The following is a 21,897-nucleotide window of genomic DNA, read 5'->3' on the forward strand; positions in this document are numbered from 1 at the left end:
TAATCTCCTTATTTGGGCTAGGCATAGACTATAAATAGCCATTTTTTATATGCGATGCATGCTGCTGCTGATCAAATACGATCTGATAGCTATGGGCAATATAGCGGTGTAAATCATGCCTAAAATCGTGTTGATCAATTTCGGTGTCAGTAGACAAAATAATCACTTGATGACTGACAATCGGGAAGTAATAGTTGATTAACTTATTCCGATGTTCAGAATCTAAACGCCCTAATGGCGTATCAATGATAATCGGTAATTGACGACCTGAGGTTTTTCCTAAGGCTTCTAAAATGGCAATCGCATAAATCTGTTTTTCACCCGCGGATAATGAGTGGCGATGGATCAATTGTCCGTGTTGGTTCGTTAACTCAATGTTGAAGGTTTTGCTATCTATTTTGGCTGATAAATATTGATGTTGCTTACGGTTTAATCGTGTATAAGCGGCAATAAAATTTTTTTCCAATAACTTAATCCGTGATGTTGTCAAAGCTAACGAATATTGTTCAAGTAAAGGGAGCAACTTTTGCGCATAAGTGACGGCATTATTTAGACTAAAATGAGTGCGAGCATGATCATGGATTTTTTGCATTTGAAGGGCTCGATGTTTAGCTGAAGCTAACGCTTGCCTAGCTTGTTCAAGACGCTGTTTATATAGCTCAATCTGCTGTTGCCTTGAGCGTTCTAATTCTCGAATAGCCGCAAATATCGTTAATAATTGTTCCTCATCAGGTGCTCTTTGTATATTTAAACTGGCATTTTCTAACGCAACTTCTACTTCAGAAAGGCGCGCCTTAGTTTGTTGAAAACGCGATTGAGCTTTAATACTTTCGATAGTGATCATGTGTTGATAGCGGCCTAATTCGGTATCTGATACATCAAATAAAATCTCAGTTAATGATGATTTATTATTAAGATAATCAATTAATTGTTTTTCGATAGCTTGATAGACCATTTGTTGCTTGCTTGATGGATGCTGTGCCGTATTCACTTTAAGCTGTGCTAAAAAAAGGTCTAACTCTTTCTTAAAACTTAAGGTCTGTTTGACTTGTGATTCCTGTGTTAACTGTTGTAACAGTTGTGTCAATATCTTAGGCGCTAACGCTAAAGGAAAAAGACCATCAATTTCTTGACGCAGCATTTTCTCTAAACTCTCTTTTTCTCTAAGCAGATTTTCTGCTTTTTCTGATTCTTGGGTTTTGGTTAGCGCAAACGCGCCACCTTGGGTCGATAATACATGTTCCTGTTTGTTAATTTTTATCGTTAGCTGATCAATGTCTCGTTTAATCAATGCGGCTTCATCACACCATTGCTGTGCCATCGTCAGATCGCTATGTTTTTCTTGTTCCAGTATTGTTAATTGTTGCTGATACTGTTTATCCATATTATCAACATTATGGCGTTTTAAGAAAACGATTAAATCGTGATGAAGTTTATCAATGAGATCCAAACCAAGTAGACGTCGTATTGCGATCGGTAATATCAGCCCAGTTTCATCTTCAGCTAAATCAGCGATCTTCTCACCATCAAAAAAGAATAAATCAGCCACCCCAGATGGGATCAGTCCATTTAAAAATCCTTGGCTTTGTTCATAGCTAAGTTCCGTTAATGGTTGGCCATTACGCGATAACCGCAGGGTATCTTGCGATCCAGATTGCCAATTGCGAATAATATTAAATTCCGATTCTACCCCAGCCTGATTATAGGTAAAAACTAATTCAATTGATGCTTGCGTAGAATTATCGGTATGGGTTGGATTGCTATAAATCATTGATGATAGCCATTCAACATACTCTTGCTGACGAGCCAAAGGTTTAAATGCCATTTTTCCATACAGTGCCAAACGTACTGCAAGCAAGATGGACGTTTTACCCGACCCATTTAATCCGCCAAAAAGGATGATCGGTTTATTTTCATGGCTATTGGTCATGAGTGTGATTTCATGACGACCTTGAAAGACGCGAAAATTATTCAATATTAATTTTTTAATAATCATCTAAGCACTCCTCTATTGAGCGAGGATAAATTATTGGCTTTGGATAATTGCTGTTGAATACGTTTAAGCTGATCATCAATCTGATTAATTTCTTGTTGATGGATATCTTTTTCATGGCGTTTTTGCAGTAAGGCCTGTTTCTGCTCAATCTCTAATAGACTTCCCCAATCTTGTTGCAAGATTTGGTTAATTTTATTAAAAATGCCGTACCGATAATTTATGCCTTCCATACTGATCTCAAGTTCAATTAATTTCATCACCATCTCTGCTTCAATATGATACTCAGCACAAATGGTTCTGAGTAATTGAGCGTCACTGGCATCAAAATGAGATTGATCATTGATAATCCAATTTAAATCTTTACCATAAACATCTCGATAAATCTTGGGTAATGAATCGTCCCAATCAGGCTCATTAGGATCGGTAAGCCATTCTTGGCGTATGGCATGAAGCTCGCTTTCGCGGATCAACTGAATAGCATGACCTTGTTGATTAAGTTGGGCTTCAATGGTTAATAACTCCTTTAACCACTTTTTTCGGTAACTTAACCAGTAAGGACCAGGTACAATTTTCCTGATTAATGCGATATCTTCGCCCTTTTTTGCATGCTGGTAACTCAGTTTTCCTGTCCGCCGTTTATAGTTTCGATAGATATCTTTTTGTTGAGGATCGGTGGTTAACGCCAATAAATTGCGAAATTTTAACAACGGCGACATCCACGCTTCGCCGTGTTTAACTAAACTCTCCATCGCGCGATCTTTTTTTACTACGGTGCAGGTCCAACAGCCGAATCGTGAGTTACCACAAGAAGGTGTGGTTTTATCCATCACCAGTGGACACTCCCCCTGTTCCGAAGAGTCCATATATAGTGTCCAAAGTGGTCGATTATTGCCTCCCCATGGCGATTCCCACTCATCAAAATCGTTATGATTATATTTATAAGCACCACGTAATAGTTTCCACACATCCTCCACATCCCAACTATCAATCGGCGTATAAATAAAGGCATTGGCCAACGTGGTATGATGAGCTAACCGCGAACCAGCGATTTTATGCTTTGCAATCACTTGGGCTCGTGAGGCACTCTCACTACTTCGCGATCCTAATACAACAATCACTTCTTCAAACTGACTAATTTTATCTTTGATAAAATCGCTAACAGGATTGATCTTCATTCTTTCGGTGCACCAGCGGAAATTTCGTGTTGGTGCGGGATAACCTTTTCCAAGCAGATTAACCCAAAAGGTTTCATGGGTTTTAGGAATCACTGTATGGGTAGTTAAAGGAATATGATCTCGCTTAGCGCCTTTTTCGATTTGTTTCAGCGTACGGCTAATTAAATCAACCACGACAGGTGTTTCAACTAAAGTATCAGAACAAACAACAAAAATTGATTTTGTCCTTAATTTCGGATCCAAACCGAGTAACGCTAAATAAACTAGCGTAATAACGGCGGAAGAATCTTTACCTCCGCTATACCCAATCACCCAAGGACGCTTATCCGCACAGTAAATAGTTTGTACTTCGGTTAGGTATTCAATGAGGGGATGATTAGCGAAATGTTCATTATTGATAAAATCGGCATATTCGTATAAATCATAAAGTTGTTTCAAGTTTGTCATCATTCTTACATTTACTTATAGTTCTTTAATCGATCATTGTGGCTAAACGTAACAGATAAAAATTATTGATTAAACGAGGAAAAGCATGCCTAATAGGCGATATTATTAATCTCTGCTAAGTTGTTATCTATCTCCTTGATCTACGCCTGAATATTTACGGAATTAACCACCGTGAGCGTTGAGGCATTGACGCACTACAATAAACGGAATTGGATTGGATAGCTCACACCGATTATTCATATTTTGTCTAGGTTGCTTGTGACGATTCGCTTTAGCAACACATCTTATTCGCGCCAAGGAACAGTACACATATAGGAGAAGATAAAAAGTTATCGTTACGATTTTCTTTTTTACCTTAAACAAACAATAACGATGATGAGTATAAAAATTATTCATAATGGCATTAAGATGTTAGGAAATAGGCTGAACATCATACGTTATTCCGATACAGGATGTAAATATGTTAACACGTTATCATTATATAAATTATCGGTGCTAGGTTAGTAAGGTGTAATATATTGATCAATATATAGTTTATTTGTAATAAGTCGCTAAAAATGGCTAACGAGTCAGTCTGTATCGATAGTTCAATAACATAAACAGGAAATGAACGACGGCTATGCCATAGTGACGCGCAACACAACTGATTTTAATAGAAAGACAAAATAGCCTAAGTAAAATCGTTTGTTCGGCGCTCCACTGTTAATAGATATAATGCTAAAAACCATTAATTCGGTATTCGTGTTAAGACCATTATCGATAGCGGTATCTATTTATCAATAGGATTGTTATTATAGAAAACAACGAGACTGTTCAATATTCTGTGTCATTTCGGTAAACTAAGTTGCCAAAAAAGAAATGACACAGATTCCAAGAATTTGATTTTGAAAAAGCATTAGAATTATTACAAAATGGTCAACTATTAACGCGTAAAAAGGGTATATAAACCCCATTAATTAAACCGATCACCGAAGCGGCATGATCTCATCCATTTATATCTAATGGCGAAACAAACGTTTATTCATTACTGTACAAAGTATCCCAGAACTAGCGCCTTAACCACTAACTATCCCTGCTTTATTTAATGCTTATACTGTGCATAGCGTTTTTGTAACTGTTCAAGTTGAGTTATACGGGCATTACTACGTGCAGAAAGCGTTTTATTATTTTGTAGATAACTTTTAGCATTGGTTAATAATCGAATCGCTTGTTGAAATTGACCTTGTAAGGCGCTAATTTCAGCACGGGCCATCATCTCTTCGCCACGTAAACGCTGTTTAGAATAGGTTGTACCTAATAGCTCCCAGCCATTAATATCATTGCTATTTTGATGCGTATAGCGATGTAATAGCGTCGCAGCTTGGGATAAATCGTTATTTTCCAAATAAGCATTAGCTAAATTAAGCTGTAATACTTGACTATTCGGATTATTTTTTAACGCTTGTTGTAAACGAGTTATCGCTTTCGCAGTATGATTGGTTTTAAGATCAAGATCGGTCATCAAATCGATAAACCAAACATTATTAGGATAACTCGATAGCAAAGGCGTTAATATTTTTTCTGCTTGAGCATAATGGTGTTGATGATAAGCCACTAACGCTTGCCCATAATCCAACGCTATTTGAGTTACTGGTTGATGACTTTGTCGATAATTATTCAAGATTAATTGCGTGGTATTTTGATTTTTACTAAACACAGCTAAACGTATTTTCGCTAAATAATAATCCAATGAAGACGTAACGGTGGGTCGTTTTAACTGATTGGCACGATTTCGGATATCGGCTAATCGATTAGTCGGTAATGGATGAGTGAGCAGCATTTCAGGTGGTTTTGTGCTAAAACGAGAATCATCAGATAATTTTTCTAAAAAATCAGCGAAAGCGTAAGGATCAAAGCCCGCTTTAGTTAAAATATTCATCCCAATGCGATCAGCCTCTTGTTCATTACCTTGGGTAAAACTAATGGCGCTTTGTTGTGAACCAGCAAGGGTACTGGTAAAGGCGGCCATACCCGCTTGTGGATTGGCTAGAGCTAACAATATCGATCCTAGAGCAGCCCCCCAGATATATGGACTATTATTTTTCTGTGACTCCATCATTCTGGCTAGATGACGCTGAGTAACATGCGAAATTTCATGCGACATGACCGAGGCCAATTGACTTTCATTATCGGTCAACAAAACTAACTGTGAATGAATGACTACATTACCACCAAAAAACGCAAAGGCATTTACAACACGGCTGCGCATAACAAAAAAATTAAAAGGGGTTTGTACTGAATCGGCTTTTTCGACCAGTTTGTGACCCAATTGATTAAGATATTGATTAATAAGCGGATCATAACTTAATGGCGCATCGGCACGCAGCATCCGTAAATAGTAGTCTCCCATTTCAATTTCTTGTCCGACGCTGAGTGTCGCTACCGCAGCGGTACCAATATCAGGTAATGGTACATTGGCCGCCATCGCCATAGGTTGTGCTACCATCAGCGTGATTAAAGTAGCTATCAGTGATTTTTTGTTAAACATACGCTTCCCAGTTTTAATCGTTGTATAAACATATGACAAATAATATCGAGGTAATCAATCAAATATACAACGTATTTTGCGATAGTTAGGCTAATTTTTGTCATTCGTATAAAGTCAATCGATCATAACAGGACGATTTAACTGAATGCAATAATAAAAAATACCATGGTGATGATCATTTATATCCGATCGCAAAATAGCAGTAACTAAGATTAAGTAAATGATTAAACGATGGTAATTAATGCTGATTATGGCTGAGTAGTATATAATAGACGCTAATTTTTTTTAGATAGACAGAGTATTAATGAAAAACTTATTTGCCAGTACTGCCAGTGGTCTGGAAGAGTTATTAAAAAATGAATTACAGCAACTAGGTGCGACTGATTGCCGTATTACGCTTGGCGGTGTTTATTTTTCGGCTGATGATAAAACGATGTACCAAACCTTGTTATGGAGTCGTCTTGCTTCGCGAATTTTATTGCCATTAGGTGAATTTACTATTTATAGCGATTTGGATCTTTATGCCTGTGTCAGCAATATTGATTGGTCAGCCCTATTTGATGTTGATGCTTCCTTTATGATCCATTTTCGAGGCACCAATGAATTTATCCGTAATAGCCAATATGGGGCATTAAAGGTAAAAGACGCCATCGTTGATAGTTTTATGCGTAAAGTACAACAACGACCTAATGTAGCCAAACAGGATCCAGATATTCGCTTAGTTGTTCAACTCCATAAAAATCAGGTGATGGTTTACTTAGATTTAAGCGGCCATAGCTTGCACCAACGCGGTTATCGTTTATCGGCAGGCCAAGCACCATTAAAAGAAAATTTGGCTGCGGCGATCGTGATTCGTTCTGGTTGGCAACCTAACACGCCACTTATCGATCCGATGTGTGGTTCCGGTACCTTACTTATTGAAGCCGCTATGCAAGCAGCAGGCATTGCGCCAGGTCTTTATCGACAAGATTGGGGATTTAAAGCATGGAAAGCGCATAACTCAACCTTATGGAATGAGTTAGTTTTTGCGGCAAAAGCGCAGGTTAAACAGACAAAAGCCAACTTAACTACGCCATTTTTTGGCTATGACAATGATGCTAAAGTGCTAGAAATAGCTAAACAAAATGCACAGCGCGCTGGAGTGGGTGAGCTCATCATCTTTAAACAACAAGATGTATTGGCACTTCAAAACCCTTGCCCTGAACATCAAGGAACCCTATTAAGTAATCCACCTTATGGTGAACGATTGGAGAGTGAACCGGCATTAATCGCCCTACATAGTGCACTTGGGACCTTAGTTAAACAACGTTTTGCGGGCTGGCATTTATCATTATTTAGTGGTGCGCCCCAACTATTAGACTGTTTACAATTACGTGCCGATAGACAATATAAAGCCAAAAATGGTGCTTTAGATTGTGTGCAAAAAAATTACACCATGACGAAACGGTCAACATCAGCGCCGGGAAGCGCTTCAGCACCAACCTCATTGGTGGCGCCCGACTTTGCCAATCGATTACGAAAAAATGCGCAGAAATTAAAAAAATGGGCAAAACATGAAGGGATCGACTGTTATCGCTTATATGATGCTGATCTACCTGAATATAATGTAGCCATAGATCGCTATCAACATAAAGTGGTGATTCAAGAGTATGCACCACCAAAAACCATTGACAGTGAAAAAGCACGTAAACGTCTGTTTGATGTAATTAATGCCACCATTAACGTATTAGGCTTATCGGCAGATCAGGTCGTATTAAAAACCCGAGAAAAGCAGAAAGGCAAACAGCAATACCAAAAATTAGCACAAAAGAATGATCACTTCTTAGTCAGTGAATATCACGCAAAATTTTGGGTCAATTTAAGTGATTATCTTGATACTGGGCTATTTCTAGATCATCGACTAGCGCGTAAAATGATTGGACAGATGGCCTGTGGTCAATCATTTTTAAATCTGTTCGCTTACACGGGAAGCGCCACTGTTTATGCTGGACTGGGCGGCGCAAAACAGACCACAACCGTTGATATGTCACGTACTTATCTAGAATGGGCCGATCGCAACTTACGACAAAATGGGTTAACTGGCTCACAACATCGTTTAATTCAAGCGGATTGCCTTCACTATTTACAGGCATGTCAGGAACAATTTGATCTTATTTTTATCGACCCACCCACTTTTTCTAATTCTAAGCGAATGAGTGGTACGCTTGATATTCAACGTGATCATTTGCTGCTACTGAAACAGTTAAAACGAATGCTTAAACCGAATGGTACGATTATGTTTTCTAACAATAAGCGTGGGTTTAAAATGGATATCGAAGGAGTAGCCAAACTTGGTTTAACTTCTCAAGACATTACTGCAAAAACGATTTCACCTGATTTTGAACGCAACAAACAGATTCATTACTGTTTTTTATTAACCCATAGCAATAACTAATTTATTGATTTTATGATGGAAATATAATTTTTATGGCACTAATTAATTTAACTGATGCTTATCTTTCATTTAGTGATGCGCCTTTGCTCAATAAAGTTGGACTATTCATTGAGCCAAATGAACGTGTCTGTTTAGTTGGGCGTAACGGCGCTGGTAAATCAACACTGCTAAAAGTACTAAATAAAGAGTATCCATTAGATGATGGTCATATTGTTTATGAAAAAGATCTGATTGTCTCACGCTTACAGCAAGATCCGCCGCGAGAGGTGAGCGGTAGCCTATTTGATTTTGTTGCGGAAGGGGTGGCGCAACAAGCGGCATTATTAAAAACCTACCATCACATTTCAAGACAAATTGTTGATGACCCAAGCGAACAAAATTTAGCGCGTTTAGCTCAATTACAAGATCAACTTGAACACCAAAATCTTTGGCATATTGAAAATCGTATCAACAACGTATTAATGCAATTAAATTTAGATCCGGATATGGAGCTAAGCGCCTTATCGGGTGGTTGGTTACGCAAAGCGGCCTTAGCCAAAGCACTGGTATGTGATCCTGATGTATTGCTGCTTGACGAACCGACCAACCATTTAGATATTGATACCATTGAATGGCTAGAAACCTTTCTAAAAGGCTTTAGTGGTAGTATCGTATTTATTTCCCATGACCGTGCTTTTATTCGAGCAATGGCAACCCGCATTATTGATCTGGATCGCGGTCTGGCGACATCTTGGCCAGGGGATTACGATAAATACCTTATCGGTAAAGAAGAAGCGCTACGTATTGAAGCATTACAAAATGCGCATTTTGATAAAAAACTAGCGCAAGAAGAAGCATGGATTCGCCAAGGTATTAAAGCGCGTCGTACGCGTAATGAAGGCCGCGTACGCGCGTTAAAATCAATGCGACGTGAACATGCACAGCGCCGTCAGGTAATGGGTAATGCCAATATGCAGATTGAAGAGGCGTTACGATCCGGTAAAATTGTTTTTGATATCAAAGATATTAGTTATACGATTGGCGATAAACAAATCGTTGAACACTTTTCAGCACAAGTATTACGTGGTGATAAAATTGCCCTTATTGGCGCTAATGGCTGTGGTAAAACCACATTACTAAAACTCATGTTAAAGCAATTAGACCCAACGGCAGGATCGGTACATGGAGGAACCAAATTAGACATTGCTTATTTTGATCAATATCGTGCTGAGCTGGATCCTGACAAAACCGTTATGGACAATTTAGCCGAAGGAAAACAGGAAGTCATGATTAATGGGCGTCCACGACACGTATTAGGCTATCTACAAGACTTTTTATTTCACCCAAAACGCGCGATGACGCCAGTCAGTGCTTTATCTGGCGGGGAACGCAATCGCTTACTACTCGCAAAACTGTTTCTTAAACCGAGTAACCTATTAATTCTGGATGAACCAACCAATGATCTCGACATTGAAACCTTAGAATTATTAGAAGAGTTAATCAGTGATTATCAAGGAACCCTATTACTGGTAAGCCATGATCGACAATTTGTTGATAATGCAGTAACGCAATGTTGGATTTTTGAAGGCAATGGCGTGATCAGTATTTATCCTGGCGGATATGTTGATGCTCATCAGCAATTAATGCAAACCCAACACTTCAAACAACCTAAACCCGCTGAAGTAAAAAATACCGTTGTTACTGAGAAAAAAGCGGAACATCGCTCAAAAAGTAGTAAAAAACTGACTTATCAGCAACAACGAGAACTAGACCAGTTACCGCTAACCATTGAAAAGTTAGAGATGGAGATTGTACAATTACAAGCGCAAATTAGTGATAGTGAATTCTTTAATCAACCTCACGGGGTAACGACGCCTATTTTAACGCAATTAGCTGACAATGAAGCTGCGCTAGAACAAGCTTTTGAACGTTGGGAAACATTGGAAGCACTAAAAAATTCATAAAAAATAATTATGTTAACCTCTTACTCCATACCCATTAACCTAAAGATAGCGAGATGGGTTAAGGGATGAGTAAGAGTGTAATTATCGTTACACCGCGCAATAAAAATGGTGTAATGATAACTAATGATAATAAACAATGACTAGTTTTAAATTTTAGTTATTATAAAGTAGTATGGATAGGATAGAACAAGTTATGTACAAAGATATGGAAAATCAGGATAATTTCACAAGAAATCAATATGATGGACAATACATCTTGTGTAATGAATGTGATTTAGTGGTTGAAGTCCCCCGTATTACTAATCAACATAATGCACTTTGCCCTCGCTGTAATAATCGACTAGTGAGTTATCGTCAACAAACCAATCAGTTAGCATTGGTTTATGCGGTTTGTGCATTGATGATGTTTATACTTGCGTCTGCGTTTTATATGGTCAATATTCGCATTATTGGTAGCATAACCAATATGGATCTCTTCCTTATACCCAAAATGCTGATTCATGATGATTATACGTCATTAGCCTTTTTATTTATTACCTTTGTACTCGTTTTGCCCGTGATTACATTAATTATTTTAATTATTTTATGTTGTCATGAGTCGCTGCCAAAATGGCTAAAAACCAATTTATTAATTAGTTTAGAGCGTTTACAAAATTGGTGTATGGCTGAGATCTTCTTGGCTGGATTAATTGTCAGCTTTGTCAAGCTAATTAGCTATGGCGATATAGGGATTAATTTAAGTTTTATTCCTTTTTGTCTTTTTGCCTTAATGCAAATTAAAGCCTTATCGCTATTTAGCGCCAGACAAGTATGGCAAAGTATCTCGCCAACCATCCACATCAATACGCCTTTTGTGGCAGGAAAATCAGGGATAAGCCAAAATATACGCTCGTGCCATTGTTGTCATGCTATTTTGCCCATTAATAAAACCGTTTGTCCTCGATGTCAGATGAAAGGGACGGCCCGTTATAAAGATAGTATTCAATGGACCATGGCACTATTATTAACGTCAACTATTTTATATATTCCTGCTAATGTATATCCGATTATGGCGACGCTATTTGTCGGTAGCCTATCGGGCTCGACTGTACTTGATGGGGTAAGCTATATGTGGCAATCGGGTGACTATCCTGTAGCGGCGGTCATTTTTATTGCAAGTATTATTATCCCTATTTTCAAAATTATGGCCTTATGCTGGCTCTGCTACTATGCGATTTATAGGAGTAAACCCACTGAAAAAGCCAGTGCAAAAATGAATAAAATTTATAATGTTGTTGAATTTATTGGCCGCTGGTCAATGATTGATATTTTTGTTGTGTCGGTAACCGCAACGTTAGTGAATAACGGGGAAATGATAGCTGTTTACCCGGCAAAAGGTGCCGTCTATTTTGCCATTGTCGTGATAATAACGATGATAGCATCACATAAATATGATCCGCGTCTAATATGGGATAAAGTGAAAAATAATGAATAAACAGGGAAGCGTGTATTATGTCAAATAAAATAGCCAAAGTATCCAAAATCAAATTATTATCGCCAATTTGGATTGTGCCGATCATCACCGCTATTGTCGGGATCTGGATTTTATATACGCATATTGCTGGACAAGGTAAATCTTTTACGCTAACCAGCGCGGATGCCAGTGGCATTATTGCGGGTAAAACCGTCATTCGAAGTCGTAATGTCGATGTTGGCATTATTGAAAAAGTGACATTAAGTGATGATTTTAAACGGGTGATTTTAAAAGGACGCCTTAAACCAGAAATGAGTGAGTTGTTACAGGGTGATTCAATTTTTTGGATTGTTAAACCACAAATTGGACGCGAAGGCGTATCAGGATTAGGGACACTATTTTCGGGTGTTTATATTGAATTAATGCAGGGCACACAAGATAAAACCGAAAGTCATCATGTTTATGAGCTATTAGATACCCCCCCTATGGCGTCGATTAATACCGAAGGTATTAGACTCAATTTAGTGGGTGATCAGACGGCCATTGTTTCTCAAGGTGCGCCAGTTATGTTTCGTGGTTATCGAGTCGGAAATGTCGAAAAAGCAGAATTTGATGTACAAAATAAAAATATGAAATATCAAATTTTTATTGCTAAACCTTACCAGTCATTAGTGACACGCAATATTCGTTTTTGGCGTGATGTTGGGATAAATTTAGATCTATCTGCGCGTGGAGCGAATTTAACCTTGCCTTCTTTTGATACATTACTCGATGGCGGTATTAATTTTGATGTGCCAGATGGGGCAACGTTTGGTCCAGTTGAAAATCAGGCGGAACTAACCAAAATTACCTATCAACTGTATGCGGATAAAAAATCGATTCAGGATTCACAATACACCGTATACGATGAATTCTTGCTGATGTTCTCAGACTCCATTACGGGATTAACTGCGGGCTCTTCAGTCGAATACCATGGCATACGATTAGGTACGGTATCACACGTTCCCTATTTTCAACCTAATATGCAATTTATTTCATCGAATCAATATACTATCCCCGTGCTGATTCGAATCGAACCAGAACGTCTCCCTCAATTGCTAGCAGAAAAGATCGATATCAGTAAAAAAATTATTGAAGAACAAGCAAATGGACTACGCGCAGCAATAAAATCCGCTAACATATTAACCGGCGCGATGTATATTGATCTGGATTTTTATCCCGAAGAAAAGCAGGCTAATCTTCATTTACCCTCTGAAGTCTATGGATTTAAAACTATTGCAACGGTACCTGCGGGTCTATCGCAAATACAAGCTAAGTTAGTTCAGACCTTAGACAACTTTAATAAACTCCCTTTTGATAAAACCATTGATGAGTTAAATCGCAGTATTGTTGCTCTCAACCAGCTATTAGCGAGCAAAGATATGCAAGCGTTACCAAAAGAGATGAGAGAATCGTTACAAACACTGGATAAAACGTTGAGAAGTGTGCAACCAGGATCCGATTTAAACAGATCATTTAAAACCGATCTTGATAAATTTGACCGTCTGCTTGATGAGTTTACTCCATTATTAAAAACCCTTAACGATAAAAGTAACGCCTTGATCTTCTCAGCACCGGCTAAACACGATCCACAACCTAAAGCAAAAGGAAATAAATGATGAAAAAATTAGTTATATTATTATCATTATTACTCTTAACAGGGTGTTCATCATCATTGCCAGAAAAACATTACTATCAGATAAAAAGTGCCTATTCAGTCGCTCACGTTGAGACAAGCACCGCCGATAACTTTATTTGGATTGCACCGATTACCATCGCTGATTTTTTAAATAAAGATGGGCTGGTATATCAAACCAATGACGTTGAGTATCATGTAGCTAACGACAATTTATGGTTATCCCCATTATCTGAGCAATTACAAAATCTGGTGGTACATGATTTATCGGCATTATTACCAACACGGGTTATCTCATCGTCACCGATGGCAGCCGCCAAAACCTCGGTAAATTTATTTATTGAAGGGTTTCATGGCACTTACCAAGGCGAAGCGGTGTTAAAAGGTTATTGGGTGATAGCCAATGCCAATGGACAACTCTACAGTAAAAAATTTGCCTACACCTTACCTGTCAATAAAGATGGATATGGGGCTATTGTGGAAACCTTATCCCAAGCTTGGCAACAAGAAATCAGCGATTTGGTCAATAAATCCAAATTATAATCAATTCCTATTATTATCAGACCTACACCGTTAATCTAGGTCTGATAATATCAATCTACACTACGGCACTATCTCAATCGTAACCGCTAACGTTTGTGGCTGGCTAGGCGTAACCAATAACGGCTGCACAATGCGTGCCGTTTCGACACATACCATGGTTTTATAGCCATTATCGTCCATATCCGCCATCGCTGTTGCTGCGGATTGCCATGGATTCCACGTGACAACTTCAGTGCCATTATGATGAGTCAATTTAATTGTACGATCTATATCATCAATGTAATTAATCGCCTCCGCATGCGTATATACACGATCGACGGCTTGATCAAAGGTCAATTCGCCACACTGCTTAGGTAAATTAGCGACCTTAAGCGCATCGCGATAATCGGCACCTAAACCTGTCACTTTAATCTGCTCAATATCACTCACATTAAAATAACTATGTAAAGCGGCGGTAGCTTGATAATCCCCAGACATGCTTAATTCAAGGTAAGCTTGTTTACCTACGTTTATGGTCATGGTCGCGTTAAAAGCGTGTGGCCATAATTGACGGGTTTGAGGCGTATCACTCAAGCTCAAGGTAAGCGTGACCTGCTGTTCATTTTCGCTATATTGTACTAATTGCCATAACGAAATTCGGGCAAAACCATGAGAAGGGGTACCCAGCTGATTAAACCATGGCCAACAGAGAGGAACCCCACCCCGAATGGCTTTTCCTGTTTTAAACAGGGCTTTTTCACTTAACCAAATTACTGGGCGTGGTTGTTCGGTAGGTTGCCAAAATAATAGATGTGCGCCTTGTAAAGCAATGGCAGCCTGACACGTAGCATGTTTAATTACAATAACGTCTAATTCGCCTTGTTGTACTATTGCTATGCTGGGGGTTAATTGCTTAATCACCGGTTGATTTAAAAGAGTATTTATCATTGTATTCCATATGCCTCTAGAAACGTTTTATCGATTACATTAACATTGATTGTTAGCCACAAGAAGGACGGGCTATCTTTATATTGGCATATTACACCATTATGTATAAGATCAAAATCGGATCCCATAGCAAAATAAATGGGCGTGACATTATGCTCTAGACTTTCGCCATGGGCTCCCTTCGCCTTATAAGTTATTCTAATAACGATATCAATAGCGATTGCACTACCTTTATATCCGCTTATGCCAGATGGTGATGGCTTAATGCATTACCCCAAGCAAAACCTACTCGAGTTCAATTAAAATAGCAATGGTCAGCGATGGGATAGGTCACATAAAGATTCCCCTTTATGATTAGCTAACATTCAACAACGCAGCTTAACTCCCCTTATTTTTACAGTAATGGCAATCGGAATCAGGCTGATATCCCGCTAAGCGTGAGCACACCGCGACATCAACCTAACCCATAAAACGTGCCACATTATGTATAAGGCTTTATTCTATGCACGCATAATTAGCATCGGTTAATGACTATAGGATAGGAATACGTTAACCCAAATGCGCATTGACATGTAGCCATAATAGGCGGGATGATTGATAAAAGATTCCCAAATCGACCACGACTCCATTATACTAGCCATCATAATAGAATGATAAATATTGAAATTGAGCAATGCATCTGTTTAAGATAACCAAACAGTAGCATGCAGCGATAATAACAGAGGTTCACCATGAACAATCAATTAAACATTGACTGGCCGCATTTTCTAGCCAATTACTGGCAAAAAAAACCGGTAATTTTGCGTCAGGCATTTCCCCATTTTTGTGATCCGATAACGCCTGATGAATTAGCTGGATTAGCATTAGAACAAGAAATAGAAAGTCGATTGGTTTCCAATCTTGACCAAAAATGGCAAGCCACGTATGGACCTTTTACCGAACAAGATTTTACGCAACTAGGCGAAACCAATTGGAGCTTATTAGTACAAGCCGTGGATCATTGGCATGATCAAGCCGCAACATTAGTTGCGCCTTTCCGCTGTTTCCCGCAATGGCTATTTGATGATTTAATGATCTCCTATGCGGTGCCAGAAGGGGGCGTTGGTCCGCATATTGATCAATACGATGTCTTTATTATCCAAGGTATGGGAAAACGCCGGTGGCGAGTAGGGGATATTAACCCCAATTATAAACAATTTTGTGCCCATCCAGCGTTATTACACGTTGAAGCCTTTACCCCAATAATTGATCAAGAGATGACCGCTGGCGATGTCTTATATATTCCACCAGGGTTTCCACATGATGGCGTTTGTCTTGAAACGTCGCTTAGCTATTCCGTAGGCTTTCGCTCACCGACAGCACAGGCATTAGTCACCGGTTTTGCCGATTATTTACTCGAACATGATTTAGGTAAAGTACATTATACGGATCCCAATTTAACCCTACCACCAGACCCATTAAACGTATCGCCACATGAAATTGAACGTTTAAAATCGATGATGATTGCATTAATCAATCAACCTGATTATTTTAATCATTGGTTTGGAGAATACATTTCTCAATCTATGCACAGCTTAAATATTGAGTCTGTTGAGCCCCCTTACCACGTTGACGAGGTGATTGCCACCTTCAAACAAGGGAGTCAGTGCCATTTAGTTAATAGTATCCGCTTAATTAAGGTCGCTGAAACTTATTATATCCATGGTGAAGCATTGGATTTACCACGACCAATGATCGAAAAAATCAGTCATCTTCACTATTTTGATCAATCCGCGATTGCTGAATTTATCGATGATAAAAAGGTAATGAACCAATTTACCCACTGGCTTAATCGCGGCTATTGGTATTTTGTCGATTGATTGATAAAAATACCTTGTTTGATATAAATCACGCCTAAAACGTAAACCAACTTCGGCGTGATTCATATAATAGATAAAACCTATCGCTTATTAAGACAGGCTAATTAGCGACTAAAAATAAATGATAAAATGAAAAAGAAGGAAAACGGGTGTGAATAATTTTGATGTCATCATTATTGGTGGAGGTATGGTTGGATTAGCTACAGCATGCGCATTAGGTGAACAATCACTACAAGTCGCAGTGATTGATGATAACCTCACCTTAACCGTTTTACCGGAACAACCGACCGTAAGAGCATCGGCAATTAATGCCTCAAGTCAACGCTATTTTAGCCAATTAGGTATTTGGCAAGATCTCTTAGCGAGTCAACGTGTAGCAAAATTTAAGGCGATCAATGTTAAAGAGTTAGCTGGTTTTGCCAAACTGAGTGCAAATAGCCACGATTATCACTATCAGGAATTAGGGCATATTATTGAAAATCAATTAATCATTCAAACCCTTTACCAAAAGGCCCTAACTTATCCAACCATTCACTTTTTTAACCAAAAAGCCCAACACTTTTACGCCGCCAATCAACATGCATTTGTGGAACTCACCGATCAAACCCGACTAATGGCAAACTTAATTATTGGTGCGGATGGCGCTAATTCATGGGTAAGAAAAACCGCCGATATTAAATTATGGCAATACCCTTATCGCCATCATGCTCTGATTACAACAGTAAAAACAGCCTATCCGCACCAAGCTTGCGCCAGACAACTTTTTTACCCGGATGGTATTATTGCATTTTTACCACTATGGCAAGCGAATTTAAGTTGCTTAGTATGGTCAGCCAAACCAGACGAAGCGAATAGTTTAATTCAACAGGACTCCGCCACCTTTGCTAATACATTAACTGCTGCGACAGGACAATGGTTAGGTCAATGCGAATTAGTTGGCGAAAGACATCTATTTCCACTCATTGCCCGCTATACACCAGAATTTGTACAGCACCGATTAATTTTGATTGGCGATGCCGCCCACACTATTCACCCCTTAGCTGGACAAGGCGCCAATTTAGGTTTACGTGATTCGGCGCTTTTAGCTCAAACCATTAAACAGTTAAGTGAGACTCACCAAGATATCGGTTTAACCCATCATTGGCGACAATATCGCTATGCAAGACATAAAGACGCATTAATGATGTTAGGCGCAATGCAAGGTGTTGAAACCCTATTTGATGGACAACTTATAATGAAAAAATGGCTACGCGGTCTGGGTATGAACCTAATTAATCACTTGCCATTGGTTAAACGCAATATTATCAAGTATGGACTAGGCTTATAGATATAGCTAGTTATTATTAACACCAACTAGCTTGATCATTGGGCGGTCACTTCCCATGGGTTACTGATTAAGCATTGGATCAACTTGCTTTACGCAGCCATTGATCGGCACCGACATAGGATAAAATATAAAACTATCCTTTTAGAAACGGTAGAGCAATATCGTTATAGCTATCTAAGACAAGATCTAACCGCAGATAGCCTTATCTTAGCGCGGACAGCATTTACAGCTATCCGCACCATTTTAATCCTCGTAAAAACCGTTACATTTTATCGACGGTCTTAATCCCTAACATATCTAAACCAACCTGCAACGTACGCGCGGTTAATGCGGCTAATTTCAAACGACTCTGCATTAACGCTTCATTTTCAGCGGTTAAGATCGGACAGTTCTCATAAAAACTAGAAAATAGTGTGGCGATATCATACAGATAGCCACAAAGGACATGCGGTAATCCTTCTTTAGCCACCGTCTGAACCGCTTCTTCAAATTGTAGCAAGCGTACGACTAAAGCCCGTTCTTTATCATCCGTTAAATGAAATTCACCGTCCTGAGTTTGCTCTAAATCACTATTAGCTTTTTTAAATATCGACAGCACCCGCGTATAAGCATACTGCAAATAAGGCGCGGTATTACCTTCAAATGCCAACATATTATCCCAATCAAAGACATAATCGGTTGTACGATTTTTCGATAAATCAGCATATTTCACAGCCCCAATCGCCACCGCATCCACAATAGTCTCTAATTCGCTTTGGCTAATCGCAGGATTTTTACTACGGATCAACGCCGCAGCGCGAACCATCGCTTCATCTAATAGATCATTCAATTTTACGGTATCGCCAGAACGGGTCTTAAACGGTTTCCCATCTTTACCTAACATCATCCCAAACATATGGTGTTCTAATGGCATGGTTTCCGGTAAATAACCCGCTCGCTTAACAATTGCCCACACCTGTTCTAGATGTTGGTGCTGACGCGAATCGGTATAATATAAAATTCGATCGGCATGTAGTTGCTGATAACGATAAAGGGCACAGGCGATATCGGTTGTGGCATAAAGATAACCGCCATCGCGTTTTTGGATGATCACACCCATGGGGTCCCCGTCTTTATTTTTAAACTCATTCAGGTACACCACGATTGCGCCTTCACTCTCTACCGCTAATCCTTTCTGTTTTAAATCGGCAACTACTTGCGGTAACATCGCATTATAGGTACTTTCTCCCATAGTATCCGATACATCTAAGGTGACATTAAGACGGCGATAGGTGGCGATATTTTGTGTCATCGTAATATCCACCAACTTACGCCACATGGCCGCGCAATACTCATCGCCGCCTTGCAATTTCACTACATAATTACGCGCTTTCTCAGCAAAAACCGGATCATCATCATAATGTTTTTTAGCTTCACGATAAAATAGTTCCAGATCAACCAATTGCATATCAGTAGCATGCTCATTTTGCATTTTCTCTAAATAAGCAATTAACATCCCGAATTGCGTTCCCCAATCGCCCACATGATTAGCACGGATCACATGATGACCTAAAAAGGTTAACGTACGTACCGTCGCATCGCCAATAATCGTTGAACGCAAATGCCCAACATGCATCTCTTTTGCTACATTTGGCGCTGAATAATCCACTACAATGGTTTGGGGATGTGAAGTCATGGCTATCCCCAATTTCTCATCACTTAATGCAACTTGTGCTTGCTGGGTTAACCATGATGGTGCTAAAAACAGATTGATAAAGCCAGGACCTGCGATTTCAACTTTATCAACGATACCGTTTAGATCAAGGTGCTGTAATACGTGTTCTGCCAATTCTCTTGGCGCTTTTCCCATTTTTTTGGCCGCGGCCATAATTCCATTAGCTTGATAATCACCAAATTGTGGTTTAGCGGACTGTTTAATTAATGCATCACAACCAACGGGCGCACCGGCTGCAATCATAGCCTGACTGATTTTCTCGGCAAGAAGAGTTTGAATATTCACTAAATAACCTTAAATTACTATCAACATAATAGGGACATATGATACCTGTAACTGAACCAATTGTCATTGGTGACTCACACTGGTTGCCGCAGTTTATAGCGCTCACTATAAGGAAATAGAAATACCGTAAATTAATCTGAAAAAATAAATTATTCTTGTTACTGTTAAACAACTTAAATGGCGTGATCTGATTAGATAACCTAAATAACAATATCGTTATCCTAACTTAAGAGCATATTCCATTGATTTTATATTAAAAAATTAACTCGTCATTATTAGCTAAATTAAATCGATAAGGATATTTAACCAGCCATTGCCCCATAAAAAACTGACTTTACCAAATAGTAAAAAATTTATACTAAAAAATTAACGCAAATAAATTCAGGTTGACTAAATTAGTTTTTATCCGCGGCGCCTCACGTTACTATGGTGCGCTATTATTGATGATGATAACTATCATCTCGATAATCGGTCTTTCCCCTTAAAATAAAGCCTAAACCACCGCTTACCATACGTATTAACAGCAAATTAGCGCATTACCCTCATTGATTAACTGTGACCCCAAAAGAAAAAATAGATATCAACGCTATAACCTATTGCCTATAGGTTGAAGATTAATGACTTGTCGCCTTTTTGGTTGCATGATACTCACCTTTACTGTTTAAGTTATTTACTTCGATTAACGAAGTATTATAAAATGCGAAACTTCATTATTAAAAATATAGTTAAAGTTTTGAAAAAATAAAGTAAATAAACCTTACCCTATTTAATAAATAGCACCAATAAATGGATAAACATAATCAACTATTCGCTTAATAAGAATAAAATAGAAAAGGACAGTAATATGTTAGAACCCTTTGATATTGCTAAAGAATTAATTAAAAACCAACTAAACAGCAGTAATCAATATCTATTACAAATAGACAAACTTAATGCAGTTCTATCGGTACATACCGTACGTGGTCAGCAGGTATTAAATCAGCCATGGCATTATCAAATCATTTTCACGTCTAATAATAAACAGTTAACCGCGGATGTCTTTCTTACTCAAAAAGCCCACCTTACCTTTCAGCCACAACCAACCCATCTCTTCTCCACGCAACTTAGCTCTTTAACTCAGCCCACTTTGCCTCGCACGTTACACGGCGTAATTACTGAGTTTAGTCAGCTATCGGTCAATAAACAGCAAGCGCAATATAAAGTGATCTTAGCGCCGCGCCTAGCATTACTGGACTTACATCGCTATAGCGCCATTTACCAACATCAAAGTGTGATTGAAGTGGTGGAGCAGATATTACGTAAACACGGCTTTACCGGCATTGACTACCGCTTAGAATTACGTGACACCTACCCAATGCGTGAATTTATCACCCAATGGCAAGAGAGCGACCTCGAATTTATCCAACGTATTTTAGCCGATATCGGGGTCTGGTTCTGTTTTGAAACTGACAGTAAACATGGCTGTGAGGTAATGGTAATAAGTGATGGCGAGCAAGGTTATAATAATCACGGCACGATAGTTTATCAACAACCCAGCGGCACCGTTGACAGTCATATCGAAAGTATCTGGGATTTACAACAGCACAGTAAAA

At 38.8% G+C, this 21,897-nt stretch carries 13 protein-coding genes; 8 read left to right on the top strand and 5 right to left on the bottom strand.

The window, feature by feature from the left end:
• Nucleotides 1-28 precede the first annotated feature (28 nt).
• The 3 genes from dndD to bepA form a co-directional block, all read right to left on the bottom strand.
• On the bottom strand, nt 29-1,996 hold the full coding sequence (dndD, locus tag O970_RS01470; protein WP_024495414.1) for a DNA sulfur modification protein DndD: 1,968 nt from the start codon (nt 1,994-1,996) through the stop codon (nt 29-31).
• A complete protein-coding gene (dndC, locus tag O970_RS01475; RefSeq protein WP_024495415.1) occupies nt 1,993-3,618 on the bottom strand; it encodes a DNA phosphorothioation system sulfurtransferase DndC in 1,626 nt (541 codons plus the stop codon). Before dndC ends, dndD begins: the two co-directional genes overlap by 4 nt.
• Before the next feature lie 1,081 nt (nt 3,619-4,699).
• Nucleotides 4,700-6,145, bottom strand: coding sequence for a beta-barrel assembly-enhancing protease (gene bepA / locus O970_RS01480; protein ID WP_024495416.1), 1,446 nt, complete (start codon nt 6,143-6,145; stop codon nt 4,700-4,702).
• Between the two features lie 304 nt (nt 6,146-6,449).
• Between bepA and rlmKL the strand changes: the two genes are divergently transcribed.
• From rlmKL to O970_RS01505, 5 genes are all read left to right on the top strand, one after another.
• Nucleotides 6,450-8,579: a bifunctional 23S rRNA (guanine(2069)-N(7))-methyltransferase RlmK/23S rRNA (guanine(2445)-N(2))-methyltransferase RlmL gene (gene rlmKL, locus O970_RS01485; RefSeq protein ID WP_024495417.1), complete on the top strand. Its 2,130-nt coding sequence runs from the start codon at nt 6,450-6,452 to the stop codon at nt 8,577-8,579.
• Nucleotides 8,580-8,611: 32 nt separating this feature from the next.
• Nucleotides 8,612-10,522 (top strand): ABC transporter ATP-binding protein, encoded by a 1,911-nt coding sequence (locus O970_RS01490; protein ID WP_024495418.1) that lies wholly within the window; start codon nt 8,612-8,614, stop codon nt 10,520-10,522.
• 193 nt (nt 10,523-10,715) lie between these two features.
• Complete coding sequence (locus O970_RS01495; RefSeq protein ID WP_166667065.1) at nt 10,716-11,996, top strand: PqiA/YebS family transporter subunit; 1,281 nt, start codon at nt 10,716-10,718, stop codon at nt 11,994-11,996.
• Between the two features lie 17 nt (nt 11,997-12,013).
• Nucleotides 12,014-13,633, top strand: a complete 1,620-nt coding sequence (gene pqiB / locus O970_RS01500) for an intermembrane transport protein PqiB (protein ID WP_024495420.1) — start codon at nt 12,014-12,016, stop codon at nt 13,631-13,633.
• Nucleotides 13,633-14,193 (top strand): ABC-type transport auxiliary lipoprotein family protein, encoded by a 561-nt coding sequence (locus O970_RS01505; protein ID WP_036562214.1) that lies wholly within the window; start codon nt 13,633-13,635, stop codon nt 14,191-14,193. Before pqiB ends, O970_RS01505 begins: the two co-directional genes overlap by 1 nt.
• Nucleotides 14,194-14,253: 60 nt before the next feature.
• On the opposite strand, the gene O970_RS01510 is transcribed toward O970_RS01505, so the two are convergent.
• Nucleotides 14,254-15,120, bottom strand: a complete 867-nt coding sequence (locus O970_RS01510; RefSeq protein WP_024495422.1) for a D-hexose-6-phosphate mutarotase — start codon at nt 15,118-15,120, stop codon at nt 14,254-14,256.
• Between the two features lie 731 nt (nt 15,121-15,851).
• Here O970_RS01510 and O970_RS01515 point away from each other — a divergent pair.
• Both O970_RS01515 and O970_RS01520 read left to right on the top strand, forming a co-directional pair.
• On the top strand, nt 15,852-16,979 hold the full coding sequence (locus O970_RS01515) for a ribosomal protein uL16 3-hydroxylase (RefSeq protein ID WP_024495423.1): 1,128 nt from the start codon (nt 15,852-15,854) through the stop codon (nt 16,977-16,979).
• Between the two features lie 151 nt (nt 16,980-17,130).
• Nucleotides 17,131-18,306 carry an FAD-dependent monooxygenase gene (locus tag O970_RS01520; protein ID WP_024495424.1) on the top strand — a complete coding sequence of 392 codons (1,176 nt, stop codon included), beginning with the start codon at nt 17,131-17,133 and terminating at the stop codon, nt 18,304-18,306.
• 262 nt (nt 18,307-18,568) lie between these two features.
• Here O970_RS01520 and argS read toward each other — a convergent pair whose 3' ends face one another.
• Nucleotides 18,569-20,305, bottom strand: coding sequence for an arginine--tRNA ligase (gene argS / locus O970_RS01525; RefSeq protein WP_024495425.1), 1,737 nt, complete (start codon nt 20,303-20,305; stop codon nt 18,569-18,571).
• Between the two features lie 844 nt (nt 20,306-21,149).
• Here argS and vgrG point away from each other — a divergent pair.
• Nucleotides 21,150-21,897 (top strand): type VI secretion system tip protein VgrG (vgrG, locus tag O970_RS01530; RefSeq protein ID WP_024495426.1); only part of this gene is annotated, 748 nt, incomplete at its 3' end.

This window comes from Candidatus Schmidhempelia bombi str. Bimp (assembly GCF_000471645.3).
Lineage (GTDB): Bacteria > Pseudomonadota > Gammaproteobacteria > Enterobacterales > Orbaceae > Utexia > Utexia bombi.